Source organism: Rhizobacter sp. OV335 (assembly GCF_900142965.1).
GTDB lineage: Bacteria > Pseudomonadota > Gammaproteobacteria > Burkholderiales > Burkholderiaceae_C > Rhizobacter.
Map to the genome: position 1 here is coordinate 48008 of NZ_FRCQ01000008.1, position 15940 is coordinate 63947.

Below are 15940 nucleotides of genomic sequence, written 5' to 3' on the forward strand. Positions count from 1 at the left end.
GGGCGCTATTGTCCCGCGGGCTCGGGCTGCTGGGCCGAACGCAGCTCGTCGACGGGTGCGTCGTCGATCACGGCCTCGTCGTCCGCGCCCGGGTCGGCCGGCAGGGGTTGGTCGTACGGCAGGAAGCCGCCCGACTGGTGCTTCCACAGCATCGCGTAGTGGCCGTCGAGCTGCAGCAGTTCGTCGTGCGTGCCCTGCTCGACGATGCGGCCCTGCTCGAGCACGATCAGCCGGTCCATGCGGGCGATCGTCGACAGCCGGTGCGCGATCGCGATCACCGTCTTGCCTTCCATCAGGTTCAGCAACTGGTCCTGGATCGCGAGTTCGACCTCGCTGTCGAGCGCCGACGTGGCCTCGTCCAGCACCAGGATCGGCGCGTCCTTCAGCACCACGCGCGCGATCGCGATGCGCTGGCGCTGGCCGCCGGAGAGCTTCACGCCGCGCTCGCCGACGTGCGCCTCGTAGCCGGTGCGGCCCTTCCAGTCCTGCAGCTCCTGGATGAAGGCATGCGCCTGCGCCTTGCGGGCCGCCGCCTCGACCTCGGCCGCCGTGGCACCCGGGCGGCCATAGCCGATGTTGGCCGCGATCGAGCGGTGCAGCAGCGAGGTGTCCTGCGTCACCAGGCCGATCGCGCCGCGCAGGCTCTCCTGCGTGACACCGGCGATGTCCTGTCCGTCGATGCGGATGCTGCCCTGCTCCACCTCGTGGAAGCGCAGCAGCAGGTTCACCAGCGTCGACTTGCCGGCGCCCGAGCGGCCGACCAGCCCGACCCGCTCGCCCGGCTTCACGACCAGGTTCAGGTCGTCGAGCACGCGCTTGCCGTCGCTGCGCCCGTAGGTGAAGGTCAGGTGCTCGAAGCGGATCTCGCCGCGCGGCACCGCCAGCTCGCGCGCATCGGGCCGGTCGACCAGCGTGTGCGGCACCGCGATCGTCTCCATGCCCTCCTGCACCACGCCGACGTTCTCGAAGATGCCGGTCACCTCCCAGCTGACCCAGCCGGCGACGCTCGCGATCTGCCAGGCCAGCGGCAGCGCGGTCGCCACCAGGCCGGCGGGGATCTGGCCGTGCGCCCACAGCAGCACGCCGATCGTCGCGGTGCTGACCAGGAACAGCGCGTTCATCGTCGACAGCGTCGCCATGAACTGCGTGGTCAGCCGCATGTGCGCGGCGATCGCGAGGGTGTGCTCGTCGAGCGTCTCGCGCACGTAGGCGTCTTCGTCGCGCGCGCGGGCGAACAGCTTGACGGTCAGGATGTTGGTGTAGCTGTCGACCACGCGGCCCATCACGGCCGAGCGCAGTTCGGAGCTGGCACGCGCCAGGTCGCGCATGCGCGGCACGAAATGGCGCAGGAAGATCACATAGCCGGCGAACCAGAACACGGTGGGCAGCGCGAGGCGCCAGTCGGCGCTGGCCATCAGCGCGAGCGACGTGAGGCCGTAGATGATGATGTACCAGATGGCCCGGATCGAGCTGACGACGCTCTCGCGCAGCGCATTGCTGGTCTGCATCACGCGGTTGGCGATGCGGCCGGCGAAATCGTTCTGGAAGAACGGCCAGCTCTGGCGCACCACGTGCCAGTGGCTCTGCCAGCGGATCAGGCTGGTGACGCCGGGGATCACCGCGATGTTGCGCACCGTGGCGTCGAGGATCATCGCGAGCGGCCGGCCGATCAGCACCAGCGCGGCCATGCCGAGCAGCATCGGTGTCGCGGCGCTGAACGCGGCGGCGCGGTCGGGCGCCTCCATCAGCGTGACCAGCCGGCCGATGAAGACCGGCACCAGCGTGTCGATCAGCGCGACCGCCAGGCCGGTGACGAACATCGCGGCGTACAGCGGGCGCGTCTGCCGGATGAAGTGCCAGTAGAAGGCCAGCAGGCCGGCCGGCGGCTCGCCCTGGGGCAGGGCGGTCGGGCGGATGCGTTTCAGGAAGAAGGCTGACATGGCGGCGCCAATGGCAAGGCGGCGCAGGCTTGTGGCGTGCGCCGCATCGGAGGTTGGGGGATGCGCCATTCTCGCGCGGAACTCACGCCACAACGACAGAAGCCGCCCGGAGGCAGCTTCTGCGGTGTCCCTCAACCGAAGCGCCCGGCCGGCGCGTCAGCGATCAGTAGCCGGTCGACAGGGCGCCGTAGCTGGCGTCGCTCTTGTGCGTCTTGGCCGCTTCGATGGCTTCGGCGCGGACTTCGGCACGGGTGCGGCTGGCGGCACCGGCGACCACCGGGGTGGCGTAGCCGTAGCTTTCCGAGTTCGGGACCAGCGTGCCGTCGACACGGGCACGGGCCAGTTCGGCGCGCACTTGCTCGCGGCTCTTGCCGCTGTCGGCGGTCGCGGCCACCGCGGCCTTCGGCAGCGTGATCGATGCGTTGTTGTAGCCGTAGCTTTCCGAGTTCGGCAGCAGCTCGCCGCTGGCACGGGCACGGGCCAGTTCGGCACGCACTTGCTCGCGGGTCAGGCCGGTGTCGGCAGCGAACGCGGTGACGGAGGCGCCAGCCAGGGCCAGGGCGACGGTGGCAAGGGCGGCGAAGTTCTTGGTGGTCATGATGAATTCCTTCAGAAGGTTGACGTTTCCAGGCAGGGCGGCTTCAGGGGTTAGAGCCGTCTTGTCCAGCCTCGGTGAGTCACTTGTTGCGTTGGCCTCATCGATGGGGTGAACTGTAGACATTGCGCTTGAATCAATAAACAGCACGTGCTTCAATGCCGCATTGTCAAAAAAGAAACAATGAGGGTGAAAGAATGGATCGGCTGCATTCGATGCGGGTGTTTTCCCGGGTGATTGAAGAGGGCAGCTTCGCGTCGGCGGCACGCCGGCTGAACCTGTCTCCCGCGGTCGTGACGCGGCTCGTCGCCGACCTCGAAGAGCACCTGGGCGCCAGGCTGATCAACCGCACGACGCGCCGCCTCGCGCTCACCGACACCGGCGAGCTCTACCTCGAACGCGTGCAGCAGATCCTGACCGAGGTCGAAGAAGCCGAGGCGCTCGCGAGCGCCGCCACCTCCGAGCCGCGCGGCCATCTGCGCGTATTGGCGCCGCCGGCCTTCGCGGTGCACCAGATCGCCAAGCACCTGCCCAAGTTCCGCGCGCTGTTCCCGAAGGTCACGATCGAGCTGTCGTGCCCCGGCCCGGTGGAGGCGGTCGACGAGAACTTCGACGTGAGCATCCTGTCGGTCGGCGACCGCCCGCTCGATGGCGATTTCGTCGCGCGGCGCCTCGCTCGTTCCGAGGTCATCACCTGCGCGTCGCCCGACTACCTGAACCGCCGTGGCCGACCGGTGCACCCGTCGGAGCTGGCCGGGCACGAGGCGATGGTGCCGACCTTCCTGCGCGAGCTGACCTTCCACGAAGGCGTCTGGGGCGATGACGAGCCGTCCGGCGAGACCTACACGCTGACACCGGGGCGCCCCGCGCTCGGCACGACGCACATCGACACGATGTACGCCGCGGCGCTGGCCGGCATGGGAATCGCCGGGCTGCCGTCGTTCGTCGTCGAGGACGCGCTGATGGAGCACGCGCTCGAACGCGTGCTGCCGCGCTGGCACCTGCTGACCACGACGCTGTATGCCGCGATGCCCACGCGCAAGCACGTGCCGGCACGCACGCGGGCGTTCATCGATTTCCTGCTCGAGACCTTCGGCGGCGGCGAGACCGACCCGTGGCTGGCGGCGGCGGGCTGCGAAACGCGCTGACTACCTGAACACGTCCTCGCGCGTCTCGCCGACCAGGCGCTCCAGCAGCCGCGCCAGCGCGCCCAGCCCGTTGTAGCGGCTGGCGGTGCGGTGCGCATAGCGCCACACCAGCGGCAGGTTCTGCAGGTAGCCGTCCTTGCCGTCGCGGTGGTACAGCCGCGCGAAGATGCCCAGCACCTTCAGGTGGCGCTGCAGGCCCATCCATTCGAAATCGCGCCAGAACTCGCCGAAGTCGTCGTGCACCGGCAGGCCGGCCTTGCGCGCCCGCTCCCAGTAGCGCACCGCGAGGTCGATCTGCACGTCTTCCTGGAGCTCGACGTAGGCGTCGCGCAGCAGGCTGGCCAGGTCGTAGGTGATCGGGCCCCAGACGGCGTCCTGGAAATCGAGGATGCCCGGGTTGGTGGCCGCGCCCGCGGCGGGGCAGACCATCAGGTTGCGCGAGTGGTAGTCGCGGTGCACCAGCACCATCGGCTGGGCCAGGTTGTTCTGCACGATGCGCTCGACGCAAGCGGCCCACTGGGTCTGCTCGTCCGCCGACAGCACCTGGCCGGCATGCTTCACGTACCAGTCGGGGAACAGCTGCATCTCGCGCATCAGCAACGTGCGGTCGTAGGCCGGCAGCTGCGACGCCGCCTCGATGCCCTGCAGGCGCACCAGCGCCTGGCTCGCATCGGCATACAGCGCCGGCGCGCTGCGGTCGTCGAGCTGCGACAGATAGGTCCGGTCGCCCAGGTCGGACAGCAGCATGAAGCCGTCGTCGGCATGCCAGTCGAGCACCTCCGGCGCGTTCAGGCCGGCGGCACGCAGCAGCGCGGCGACCTTCACGAACGGGCGGCAGTCCTCCTTCTCGGGCGGCGCATCCATCACGATGCGCGTGCCGGCCTCGGTGTCGACCCGCAGGTAGCGGCGGAAGCTGGCGTCGTTGCTGGCCGGGCGCGCGCCGCTCGCGTGGATGCCCCGGCCCGCCAATTGCCGCAGCCAGCTTTCGAAGGCGACGCGGCGGCTGTCGTCAGGCCAGGCCAGCGGGGGCACGGTCGACTCGGAGGTCGTCGGATCAGGGGTCAGGGGCATGTGGGGATACTGCTCGTGGATAATCGATTCTACAAATCGCCCTGGGCGCGCCGCCTGGCATCGTGCCGGTGCCGCGGCACCGAGCCGTCCCTCCGCCCTTGATGCCCTCGCTCCCTTGCTGCCGCCGTTCCCTCTTCGACTCTCCGTCTGCGCGATCCGCCTGAGCCTCGTGGCTTCGGCCGCGGGCTGGCTGTCGACCGGCTGGGCGCAGGCGGTCGTGCCGCCTGATGCTCCCGCATCGGCGGCTTCTGCGGCATCCGCGGTCGCGCCGGCTGCGGCCGCGTCCGCCGCGTCGGCCTCTGCCAACGCGATGGTGCTCGAGGCCGACGAGGTCCGCGCCCGCCCCGACCAGGACGTCATCGCCGAAGGCAACGCCCGCTTCCAGCGCGGCCCGATGCAGATCAGCGCCGACCGCATGACCTACGAGCAGGTCAGCGACCTGGCCCATGCCACCGGCAAGGTGCGCGTCAGCCGTGACGGCAACGTCTACACCGGCCCCGAGCTGCAGCTGAAGGTCGAGCGCTTCGAAGGCTTCTTCCTGCGGCCGACCTATTTCTTCTCGCGCACCCAGGCCGGCGGCAGCGCCGAGCGGCTCGACTTCTTCGGCGAGCAGCTGATCGTCGCCACCGGTGCCACGTACACCAGCTGCCGCGTCGATGACGCCGAGGGCAGCACGCCGGCGTGGGTCCTGTCGACCGACCGCGTGAAGCTCGACTTCGCGAACAACGAAGGCATCGCGCAGGGCGCGGTACTGCGCTTCTACGGCGTGCCGATCCTTGCGGCGCCGGTGCTGAGCTTTCCGCTGAGCGACGACCGCAAGTCGGGCTGGCTGCCGCCGAGCATCGACATCGACAACAAGAGCGGCCTGCAGGTGGCCGTTCCGTACTACTGGAACATCGCGCCGAACCGCGACGCGACGCTGACGCCGGCCATCATCTCCAAGCGCGGCGCGGCGCTCGACACCGAGTTCCGCTACCTCGAGCCGGGCCACACAGGCCGCGTCGACCTGAACCTGCTGCCCAACGACCGCCAGGCCGGCATCACCCGCAGCGCGTTCAACCTCGAGCAGGAAGGCGTGCTGCTCGGCAACACGCGCTACAGCACCAACGTCATGCGCGTGAGCGACGACGACTACTGGAAAGACCTGCCGCGCGGCATCAACAGCCTGACGCCTCGCCTGCTGCTCGGCGATGCCCGGGTGGCCAGCGATTTCGGGCTCTGGACGACCTATGCGCGCGTCCAGCGCTGGCAGGTGCTGCAGGATGTCGACAGCCCGCTGGCGACGCCCTACGACCGGCTGCCGCAGGTCGGGGTGCGCACCTGGCAGCCGCTGGTCGGCGGGCTCGAGTTCGGCATGGAGGCCGAGGCGAACCGCTTCGTCAACCCGGAAGGCCACCTGGTCGGCATCTCGCCCGGCGATACGGCGTCAAACCCACGGCCGCTCGGCTCGCGGTTGCATCTGCTGGGCTCGCTCGCCTGGCCGTTCGGCACGCCCGGCTGGACGCTGACGCCGAAGGTGCTGGTGAATGCCGCCAGCTACCGGCTCGATGCGCCGATGGCCGATGGCCGCGACCGCTTCCACCGCGTGGTCCCGACCTTCAGCCTTGACAGCGCCTGGGTGCTCGAGCGCGACACGCAGCTGTTCGGCCGCCCGGCGCGCCAGACCATGGAGCCGCGCCTCTTCTATACGAAGACGCCGTACCGCGAGCAGAACGGCCTGCCGAACTTCGATTCGGCCGAGAAGGACTTCAACTTCGATTCGATCTACACCGAGAACAGCTTCTCGGGTGTCGACCGGGTGTCTGACGCGCACCAGCTGACCGCCGGCGTCACCACCCGCATGATCGACTCGGGCGACGGCTCCGAGCTGCTGCGCCTGGGGCTGGCGCAGCGCTACCTGTTCGAGGACCAGCGCATCACACCCACCGGGGATCCGATCTCGCAGAGCGTGTCCGACCTGCTGCTGACCGGGTCGTCGGGCCTGCTGAAGCACTGGCGCTTCGACACCGCGATGCAGTACAGCCCCGAGCAGCGCAAGACCGTGCGTTCGATCGTCGGCGTGCGCTATTCACCCGGCCCGTACCGCACCATCAACACCAACTACCGCTTCAATCGCATCGACAGCGCTCCCCCAGGCAAGCCGAGCGTGAGCGAGCAGTTCGAGGTGGGCTGGCAGTGGCCGCTGTACGGTCGGCCCGGCCAGAGCAGCGATCGCGGTGGCCGCTGCATCGGAGCTTGGTACTCGGTGGGACGCATGAGCTACAACGTGACCGAACGGCGGCTCATCGATTCGGTGGTCGGCTTCGAGTACGACGCCGGCTGCTGGATCGGCCGCGTGATCGCGAAGCGCTCGTCGACCAGCGACCAGGAAGCGACCACCCAGCTCGGCTTCGAGCTGGAGCTGATCGGCCTGTCGCGCCTCGGCACCAACCCGCTGAAGGTCTTGAAGGACAATATCCCCGGTTACCGCCTGCTGCGCGACGATTCTGCCGCGCCCGCTGCGAGCCCCACGACACCATGATTGCATTCCAACGCCTTGCTTCCCGCGCGCTGATGTCGCTGCTGTCCGCGACCGTCGCGACGTCGGCCGTGCAGGCCCAGACCACAGCGCCCACCGCGCCCGCTGCTACCGCCTCGCGCTCGCGCACGCAGACCGCCGACTACATCGTCGCGATCGTCAACCAGGAGCTGGTCACCGCCGGCGAGGTGCAGCAACGCATCGACCGGCTGCGCGAAGAGGCGCAACGCAGCAAGTCCAAGTTGCCGCCCGACGATGAACTGCGCCACCAGGTGGTCGACGCACTGATCGACGAACGCGTGCAGATCACCAATGCCCGCGACGTCGGCCAGCGCGTCGACGACGTCGAGCTCGAACGCGCGGTGGCCAACGTCGCCGCGCAGAACCAGCTGACGCCGGCCCAGCTGCGCGAGCGGCTGAAGAAAGAAGGCATCGACTACGTGCGCTTCCGCAACAACGTGCGCGACCAGCTGCAGGTCGAGCGGGTGCGCGAGCGCGAGGTGCAGGCACGCATCACGATCACCGACGCCGAGGTCGACGCGGTGCTCGACAAGCAGCGCGCCGCGGCCGGCAGCGCGACCGAATACAACATCGCGCAGATCCTGGTCACGGTGCCCGAGAACGCGAGCGAGACCCTGATCGCCGAGCGCCGCACCAAGGCCGAGGCGGCACTGAACCGCGTGCGCAGCAGCAGCCCGTTCGAGGTGGTCGCCCGCGAGGTGTCCGAAGATGGCAACAAGGCGCGCGGCGGCGAGATCGGCATGCGCCCGGCCGACCGGTTGCCCGACATCTTCGTCGAGGCCGTGCGTGGCCTGAAGCCGGGCGAGGTGGCGCCGACGCTGTTGCGCTCCGGTGCCGGCTTCCACGTGATGAAGCTGATCGACAAGCGCGAGGGCGGCGCCTTCTCGGTGACGCAGACGCGCGCCCGCCACATCCTGCTGCGCCCGTCACCGCAGCTCTCGCAAGAAGCGGCAGTGCGGCGGCTGCAGGAGATGAAGCGGCAGATCCAGAGCGGTTCGCGCAACTTCGACCAGCTGGCACGCGACAACTCCGAGGACGGCAGCGCGGCGCAAGGCGGCGACCTCGGCTGGGTGTCGCCGGGCGGCTTCGTGCCGGAGTTCGAGGAGGCGATGAACGCCTTGCCGATCAACGGGCTGTCGGAGCCGGTGGTCTCGCGCTTCGGCGTGCACCTGATCCAGGTGATCGAGCGGCGCAAGATGTCGCTCGACCTGCGCCAGCAGCGCGAGCAGGCCCGCAACATCCTGCGCGAGCAGAAGTTCGAAGAGGCCTACACCGCCTGGGCGCGCGACCTGCGCGCGCGGGCTTACATCGAGATGCGCGAGGCGCCGCAGTGAGCCTGGCCGCGCCGGCCCGATGAAGCACATCCCCCGCAAGCGCTTCGGGCAGCATTTCCTGTCCGATGGCGCGGTGATCGGCGCCATCGTCGATGCGATCGACCCGCGGCCCGGCCAGGCGCTGGTCGAGATCGGGCCGGGGCTCGGCGCGATGACCAACCCGCTGGTCGCGCGCAGTGAACATCTCACGGTGATCGAGCTCGACCGCGACCTGGCAGCGCGGCTGCGCAAGCGCAGCGAGCTGACGGTGGTCGAGTCCGACGTGCTGAAGGTCGATTTCCCCGCGCTGGCCGCGCAGGCCGGCCAGAAGCTGCGGGTCGTCGGCAACCTGCCCTACAACATCTCGACGCCCATCCTGTTCCACCTGCTCGACGCCGTCGACCAGGTGCAGGACCAGCACTTCATGCTGCAGAAGGAGGTGGTCGACCGCATGGCCGCGTCTCCCGGCAACAAGGACTACGGCCGGCTGACCGTGATGCTGCAGTGGCGCTACGACATCGAATCGGTGCTCGACGTGCCGCCCGAAGCCTTCGATCCGCCGCCGCGGGTCGATTCGGCGGTGGTGCGCATGCAGCCGCTGCCCGCTGCCGCCGGCGTGCCGCAGGCCTTGCTGGGCGAACTGGTGACGGTGGCGTTCTCGCAGCGGCGCAAGCTGCTGCGCCACACGCTGGGCCGCTGGCTCGACGAGCGCGGCTTCGCGGGGACCTTCGATGTGCAGCGCCGCGCCGAGGAAGTCCCGGTCGCGGACTACCTGGCGCTGGTGCGGGCGGTGCAGCAGCCCTAGTTCAGAACCGATAGCGCAGCGACAGCGTGGTCATGTCGGCACCGCGCGTGTCGTCGAAGATGTACTTCAGTTGCGACTCGTAGGACTCGACCTCCAGCAACGCCGACAACCGGGGCTGCAGGTACCACTCGACGCCGATTCCCAGCGTCGGCTCGGTGCCTTTTTCGTCCCGATCGTGGGTGTCGAATCCGAGGAACGCTTCGCTGCGGGCCGTGCGCCGGTAATAGGCGCCGACACGCCCGAGCAGCGCCACGTGGTCGCCGAGGTGGATCGCGCCGACCAGCGCGATGGCCGGACCGGTTCGCCAGTCGGAGCCGAGCGACACGGCGCCGGCCTCCAGCCGCAGCGAGCGGCGAAACTGGTAGCCCAGCATCAGCTTGCCACCGTGTCCGGTCAGGGTCTCATGACCGCCCTGCCCGTTCGACACGCGGTATCGGCTGAGGCCGACGCCGCCCGACACGTACCACCCGGAGGCCGACACGTCGACGGGAAGCGATTCACCCGCCGTGTTGCGCTCCTGCGCGCCCGCCGCGGCGACCGCGCCCAGCGTCAAAACCGCCGCCAGCCACGCTCGCGCGCCAAGTCCGAATGCCATGGTTCTTCCTCCCTGTCGTTGTGTGCGGCGCATTGTGCCTGCGCATCGCACCCAAGAAAAAGCCCGCCGAAGCGGGCTTGACAGAGGCTCGATCGATCAGGCTGCGTTCAGCCACATCGAGGTGTCGAACGCGCTGCTCATCATCGGCATGTTCATTCCGAAGTTCGCGTTGGCTGCGCTCTTGGCCGCCGGCTTGGCGGGCTTGTTCTCTGCAATCTGGGCCGTTTCCGTCGCCCGCTCCCATGACCCTTGTTCCTGGGAGCGGGCTACTGAAAAGAATAGAAGCACCTGAACGGTATTTTTCGTTCCGCCCAGAAATCAGCCGCATCGCGGAAGACGTCGAGCAGTTGCTCGCGGGCCTCGCGGTCGAAGCGCGGGTTGTCGGGCAGCTGCTCGAGTACCACGACGAAGCCGGGTTGCGTGCCCGACTTGTGCACCAGGTCGGTCATGCAGTCGTACAGCGCATCCAGGTTCTTGCCGAAATGCGACGGGAACAGGAAGGACTCGGCAATGCTGTCCAGCACGTCCTGCTTGGACTGGGCGTTGGTCAGGTTCGCATAGAGGAAGTGCTGGCCCACGCCTTGCGCGGCTTCCTGCAAATCCTCGACGCGGTAGGCGCGTATCGACTGGACGATGTTTGGACGGACGGTCTGCAAGAGCATGGTCTCGTTCCTCCTTGGTTCAAAAGAATCCATCAACTGACCCTCACTTCACGATGCGGCGAAAACTCGCGTAGTGGTCGTCGGTGTAGTAACACGCCTGCGGTGTCGTGACCTGGTAGCCACCGCAGACGATGCGCTTGGCAGCGCGGTTCCTTGCCCCCGGGGTCGTCACGGTGTACTCGCGGTAGTAGCCGCGGCGCTGTGCCGGTAGCTGGCGTTCGCGGTTGCCGAACACACTGCCATCCTTGGGATACGGAAACGGGCCTCCGGTTCTGATCAGCCGTTCTGTCGCCTGGGCCTCGGCCGGCAGCGTCGCGAGGGCCACCGTGACCATCTCGTCGGCTGTGCGCGGTGCTTCTTTTGCAGGCACCGACACCACGCTGGCCGCCATGACAGCCACCATGATTGCCGTGCGGCCCCAGTGCTGGCACCGGCGGCCTCGGCCATCGAACTGACTTGCAAAACCGGCCAGCAAACCGGAGAGAGACACGGGTTATCCCTGAATTCGGAAACCAGGATGGTACCGAATCAACTCGCAAAGCTCAAGCTGCTGCCTCAATTTGGGGCAGAGCGCACTGAAAATCAGTGAATGCTCGCATTCGTCTGGGGCCATATGGGTCGGCACATCCAGACGATGCATGGCGCCAAAACCAGCATGATCGGGTCGATGACAGGGGTGTCACATGCCCGTGCGCGACCCCTGGACATTTCTGGCGCACGCACCAAGCTGTGCTTGGTGCGCGGCCATCGGCTGTTTTTGTCGGATCGCCGCTGCGATCAGCGTGCCGCGTTCGCGTCGGCCACCGTCAGCGCGGTCATGTTGACGATGCGCCGCACCGTGGCCGACGGCGTCAGGATGTGCACCGGCTTGGCCGCGCCCAGCAGCACCGGGCCGATCGCGATGCCGCCGCCGGCAGCCGTCTTCAGCAGGTTGTAGCTGATGTTGGCAGCGTCGATGTTCGGCAGCACCAGCAGGTTGGCCTCGCCGGACAGCGTGCTCGTCGGCATCAGCTCGGCGCGGTAGGCGGCATCGAGCGCGGCGTCGCCGTGCATCTCGCCGTCGACCTCGAGCCACGGCGCCTGCTCGTGCAGCAGCGCCAGCGCATCGCGCATTTTCACCGCCGACGGCTGGTTGCTCGAACCGAAGTTGCTGTGCGACAGCAGCGCCGCCTTCGGGCGCAGGCCGAAGCGCTTGAGTTCCTCGGCCGCCATCACGGTGATCTCGGCCAGTTGCTCGGCGGTCGGGTCGTAGTTGACGTGGGTGTCGACCAGCATCACCTGCCGGTTCGGCAGGATCAGCCCGTTCATGCAGGCGTAGGTCTTGCTGCCCTTGCGCAGGCCGATCACCTGGTCGATGTACTGCAGGTGCATCGCGGTGTTGCCCCAGGTGCCGCACAGCATTCCGTCGACCTCGCCCTTGTGCAGCAGCATCGCGCCGATCAGCGTCAGGCGTCGGCGCATCTCGATCTTGGCGAGCTGCGCGGTGACGCCCTTGCGCGCCATCATGCGGTGGTAGGTCTGCCAGTAGTCGCGGTAGCGCTCGTCGTGCTCGGTGTTGACCAGGTCATAGTCGGTGCCGGCCTTCAGGCGCAGGCCGAACTTCTCGATGCGCTGGGCGATGACCTCGGGCCGGCCGATCAGCGTCGGGCGCGCGAGGTTCTCGTCGACCACCACCTGCACCGCGCGCAGCACGCGCTCTTCTTCGCCTTCGGCGAAGGCCACGCGCTTGTGCTTGGCGCACTTGGCGAGCGTGAAGATCGGCTTCATCGTCGTGCCCGAGGCATAGACGAAGCTCTGCAGCTTCTCGCGGTAGGCGTCCATGTCCTTGACCGGACGCGTCGCGACGCCGGAATCGACCGCGGCCTGCGCCACCGCCGGCGCGATCTTCATCATCAGCCGCGGATCGAACGGCTTCGGGATCAGGTACTCGGGGCCGAAACTCAGCGTCGCGCCGGCATAGGCCGCGGCCACCACCTCGCTCTGCTCGGCCTGGGCCAGCTCGGCGATCGCATGCACCGCGGCGATCTCCATCTCGATCGTGATGGTGGTCGCGCCGCTGTCGAGCGCGCCGCGGAAGATGTACGGGAAGCACAGGACGTTGTTGACCTGGTTCGGGTAGTCGGTGCGGCCCGTCGCGATGATCGCGTCGGCGCGCACTTCCTTCACCTCTTCGGGCAGGATCTCCGGCGTCGGGTTGGCCAGCGCCAGGATGATCGGCTTGGCCGCCATCGTCGCGACCATCTCCTTCTTCAGCACGCCGCCGGCCGACAGGCCGAGGAAGATGTCGGCGCCGTCCATCACCTGCGCCAGCTTGCGGTGCGAGGTCTTCTGGGCGAACTGGATCTTGTCCTCGTCCATCAGCTCGGTGCGGCCTTCGTAGACGACGCCGGCCAGGTCGGTGACCCAGATGTTCTCGCGCGGCATGCCCAGCTTCAGCAGCAGGCCGAGGCAGGCGAGCGCCGCGGCGCCGGCACCGGACGTCACCAGCTTGACCTTGTCGATGTCCTTGCCGACCACCTTCAGCGCGTTCAGCACGGCCGCGCCGACGGTGATCGCGGTGCCGTGCTGGTCGTCGTGGAACACCGGGATGTGCATCCGCTCGCGCAGCTTGCGCTCGACGTAGAAGCAGTCGGGGGCCTTGATGTCTTCGAGGTTGATGCCGCCGAAGGTCGGCTCGAGCGCGGCGATGATGTCGACCAGCTTGTCGAGGTCGCGTTCGGCGAGTTCGATGTCGAACACGTCGATGCCGGCGAACTTCTTGAACAGCACGGCCTTGCCTTCCATCACCGGCTTCGACGCCAGCGGCCCGATGTCGCCCAGGCCCAGTACCGCGGTGCCGTTGGTGACGACGGCCACCAGGTTGCCGCGCGCGGTGTAGCGGAACGCGTTGGCCGGGTCGGCGACGATCTCTTCGCAGGCCGCGGCCACGCCGGGCGAGTACGCGAGGGCCAGGTCACGCTGGTTGATCAGTTGCTTGGTCGCGGCGATGGCGATCTTGCCGGGCACCGGGAACTCGTGGTACTCCAGCGCCGCTCGGCGCAGTTCCGCATGCTTGTTGTCTGATTGGGCCATGGCGTGATCTCGTGGGTCCTCGAAGGGGAAAGCATTGTAGGAGGGGGCGCGGCTTGCAGTGTTGCGCAGCGCGGCGCCGGCCCCCATGCGCGAAACTGCGTACCCGCGCGGCCCGGCCGTTCGCAATACTGAGGGGTCTTCCCTGCGCCCGAGTGATGCTTCCCCCGCTGCCCCCGCCCCCTTCCGTCCCCGAGTCCCTGCCGCCGCGACGCTGGCGGCGCGCGCTGCCGTGGGCGACGCTGGTAGCGCTGCTGCTGATCGCGCAGTCGCTGCTGGTGTGGCTGACGCTCGGCTACGAGAGCAGCCGGGCGCAGGAGCAGGTCGACGCCACCGCCACCGCGGCGGCCGGCGACATCAAGCAGGCGCTCGGCCGCGACCTGCAGAGCCTGCAGGCGCTGCTGTGGAACAACCCGTCGATCCCGCTCTGGCAACAGGATGCGGCCACGCTGCTGCGCACGCACCGCGAGCTGCTGCGCATCGAGCGGCGCGACGCGCAGCTGGAGATCACCGAATCGGTCGACTCGCCGCTGCACGGCTCGGCCTTCACGCAGATCCGCCGTGACGACATCGATCTCGAGACCGAGCTCGCGTGCACCACCGCACGCCGCCAGGGCAGCCCGTCGTACTCGCGCAGCTACTTCGTGCCGCTGCCCGGCGGGCTGGGCCTGGAGGTGATGGACGTCTGCATCCCGATCGCCGGCAGCGGGCAGAACCTCGGCTTCATGGCCGGCACCTTCGCGCTCGGCCGGCTGCTGGACGAAACGGTGGGCAGCGAGGTGAAGCGGGTGCACGAGCTGTCGTTCATCGAGGGCGACGGCACGCGGCTCGCGCGCGTGGGCCTGCCGCGCGGCGCGGGGGCCTTCATCGCCGAGCGGCTGGTCGACCTGCCGGGCCTGAGCTTGCAGCTGCGGGTGGACAGCAGCGCCGGCCGGCCGCAGCTGATCCCGAACCTCAGCACCGCGCTGGTGCTCGGGCTGTCGCTCGCGCTCGGCGGCGTGGTGGCGCTGCTGGCGCGCGACGTGCGCAAGCGTGCCGGTGCCGAGTCGGCGCTCGCCGAGGCGCTGAGCTTCCGCAAGGCGATGGAGGATTCGCTAGTCACCGGGCTGCGCGCGCGCGACCCGCACGGCCGCATCACCTACGTGAACCCGGCGTTCTGCGAGATGGTGGGCTTCAGCGCGGCCGAACTGGTCGGGCAGACCACGCCACCCTATTGGCCGCCGGAGCTGACCTCGGAGTACACCAAGCGCCAGCAGGTGCGCCTGGCCGGCACGGTGCCGCCGCGCGAGGGCTACGAGACGGTGTTCATGCGGCGCACCGGCGAGCGTTTCGCGGTGATGATCTTCGAGGCGCCGCTGGTCGACGGCGCCGGCCGCCACACCGGCTGGATGAGCGCGGCGCTCGACGTCAGCGCGCAGCGCAAGATCGAGGAGGTCTCGCGCCAGCAGCAGGAGCGGCTGCAGGCGACGGCAAGGCTGGCCACCGTCGGCGAGATGGCCTCGCTGCTGAGCCACGAGCTGAACCAGCCGCTGGCGGCGATCGCGAGTTATGCCGCCGGTTCGCTGAACCTGATCAACGATGCCGACGGCGACTGCGCCGACACGCTGCCGCTGCTGCGCCAGGCCTCGCAGCGCATCGCCGAGCAGGCCGAGCGCGCCGGCCGCGTGATCAAGAGCGTGCACGACTTCGTGCGCCGGCGCGAACAGGCGCGCGAGCCGGTGCGCGCCGACCTGCTGATCGACGCGGTGCTGCCGCTGGTGCGGCTGCAGGCGCGCAAGAGCGGCACGCGCATCGAGCTCGACCTGCCGAAGCCGATGCCGCGCGTGGTCTGCGACCGCACGATGCTCGAGCAGGTGCTGCTAAACCTGACGCGCAACGCGATCCAGGCGATGGAGTCCCACACGCCCGCCGCCGAGCGCGAGCTGACCATCCGCGTGCGCCCGGTCGACGCCCGCTGGGTCGCGTTCGGCATCGTCGACCGCGGCACCGGCGTGGCCGACGAGGTTGCACCGCGGCTGTTCACGCCCTTCTTCACGACCCGGCCCGAGGGCATGGGGCTCGGGCTGAGCCTGTGCCGCACGGTGATCGAGCAGCACGGCGGCCTGCTGGTGTTCGAGAACCGCCTCGATGCGGCGCAACGCGTGATCGGCGCAGAATTCAGGTTCACGCTGCCCGCCGACAGCAAGAACGCGAGCCCATGACC

12 protein-coding genes are annotated in these 15940 nt (G+C 68.8%); 5 read left to right on the top strand and 7 right to left on the bottom strand.

Annotation, left to right across the window (positions count from 1 at the left end):
• Positions 1-5 precede the first annotated feature (5 nt).
• Together BUE42_RS10585 and BUE42_RS10590 are read right to left on the bottom strand one after the other, a co-directional pair.
• Positions 6-1940 (bottom strand): ABC transporter ATP-binding protein, encoded by a 1935-nt coding sequence (locus BUE42_RS10585; protein WP_083614054.1) that lies wholly within the window; start codon positions 1938-1940, stop codon positions 6-8.
• A 163-nt stretch (positions 1941-2103) separates the two neighbouring features.
• On the bottom strand, positions 2104-2538 hold the full coding sequence (locus tag BUE42_RS10590) for a DUF4148 domain-containing protein (RefSeq protein WP_073465072.1): 435 nt from the start codon (positions 2536-2538) through the stop codon (positions 2104-2106).
• A 194-nt stretch (positions 2539-2732) separates the two neighbouring features.
• Here BUE42_RS10590 and BUE42_RS10595 point away from each other — a divergent pair, with 194 nt between their 5' ends.
• Positions 2733-3683, top strand: coding sequence for a LysR family transcriptional regulator (locus tag BUE42_RS10595; RefSeq protein WP_073465073.1), 951 nt, complete (start codon positions 2733-2735; stop codon positions 3681-3683).
• Here the strand turns inward: BUE42_RS10595 and BUE42_RS10600 are convergent, their stop codons facing one another.
• Complete coding sequence (locus BUE42_RS10600; protein ID WP_083614055.1) at positions 3684-4754, bottom strand: aminoglycoside phosphotransferase family protein; 1071 nt, start codon at positions 4752-4754, stop codon at positions 3684-3686.
• Positions 4755-4923: 169 nt separating this feature from the next.
• Between BUE42_RS10600 and BUE42_RS10605 the strand changes: the two genes are divergently transcribed.
• From BUE42_RS10605 to rsmA, 3 genes are read left to right on the top strand one after another with little or no spacing between them, the layout of a single operon-like run.
• Positions 4924-7275, top strand: a complete 2352-nt coding sequence (locus BUE42_RS10605) for an LPS-assembly protein LptD (protein WP_235002246.1) — start codon at positions 4924-4926, stop codon at positions 7273-7275.
• Positions 7272-8627 (top strand): peptidylprolyl isomerase, encoded by a 1356-nt coding sequence (locus tag BUE42_RS10610; protein ID WP_073465075.1) that lies wholly within the window; start codon positions 7272-7274, stop codon positions 8625-8627. Before BUE42_RS10605 ends, BUE42_RS10610 begins: the two co-directional genes overlap by 4 nt.
• A 19-nt stretch (positions 8628-8646) precedes the next feature.
• The gene (rsmA, locus tag BUE42_RS10615) at positions 8647-9411 is read left to right on the top strand and encodes a 16S rRNA (adenine(1518)-N(6)/adenine(1519)-N(6))-dimethyltransferase RsmA (RefSeq protein WP_073465076.1); all 765 of its coding nucleotides are present in this window, start codon (positions 8647-8649) and stop codon (positions 9409-9411) included.
• Between the two features lies 1 nt (position 9412).
• Here the strand turns inward: rsmA and BUE42_RS10620 are convergent, their stop codons facing one another.
• The 4 genes from BUE42_RS10620 to BUE42_RS10635 form a co-directional block, all read right to left on the bottom strand.
• The gene (locus tag BUE42_RS10620; protein ID WP_159445400.1) at positions 9413-10006 is read right to left on the bottom strand and encodes an outer membrane beta-barrel protein; all 594 of its coding nucleotides are present in this window, start codon (positions 10004-10006) and stop codon (positions 9413-9415) included.
• A gap of 266 nt (positions 10007-10272) precedes the next feature.
• On the bottom strand, positions 10273-10668 hold the full coding sequence (locus BUE42_RS10625) for a barstar family protein (protein WP_056813467.1): 396 nt from the start codon (positions 10666-10668) through the stop codon (positions 10273-10275).
• Positions 10669-10711: 43 nt separating this feature from the next.
• Positions 10712-11071, bottom strand: coding sequence for a guanyl-specific ribonuclease (locus BUE42_RS10630; RefSeq protein ID WP_073465079.1), 360 nt, complete (start codon positions 11069-11071; stop codon positions 10712-10714).
• 374 nt (positions 11072-11445) lie between these two features.
• A complete protein-coding gene (locus BUE42_RS10635; protein WP_073465080.1) occupies positions 11446-13740 on the bottom strand; it encodes an NADP-dependent malic enzyme in 2295 nt (764 codons plus the stop codon).
• A gap of 155 nt (positions 13741-13895) precedes the next feature.
• Between BUE42_RS10635 and BUE42_RS10640 the strand changes: the two genes are divergently transcribed.
• Complete coding sequence (locus tag BUE42_RS10640; protein WP_073465081.1) at positions 13896-15938, top strand: PAS domain S-box protein; 2043 nt, start codon at positions 13896-13898, stop codon at positions 15936-15938.
• The last annotated feature ends 2 nt before the right edge of the window (positions 15939-15940 follow it).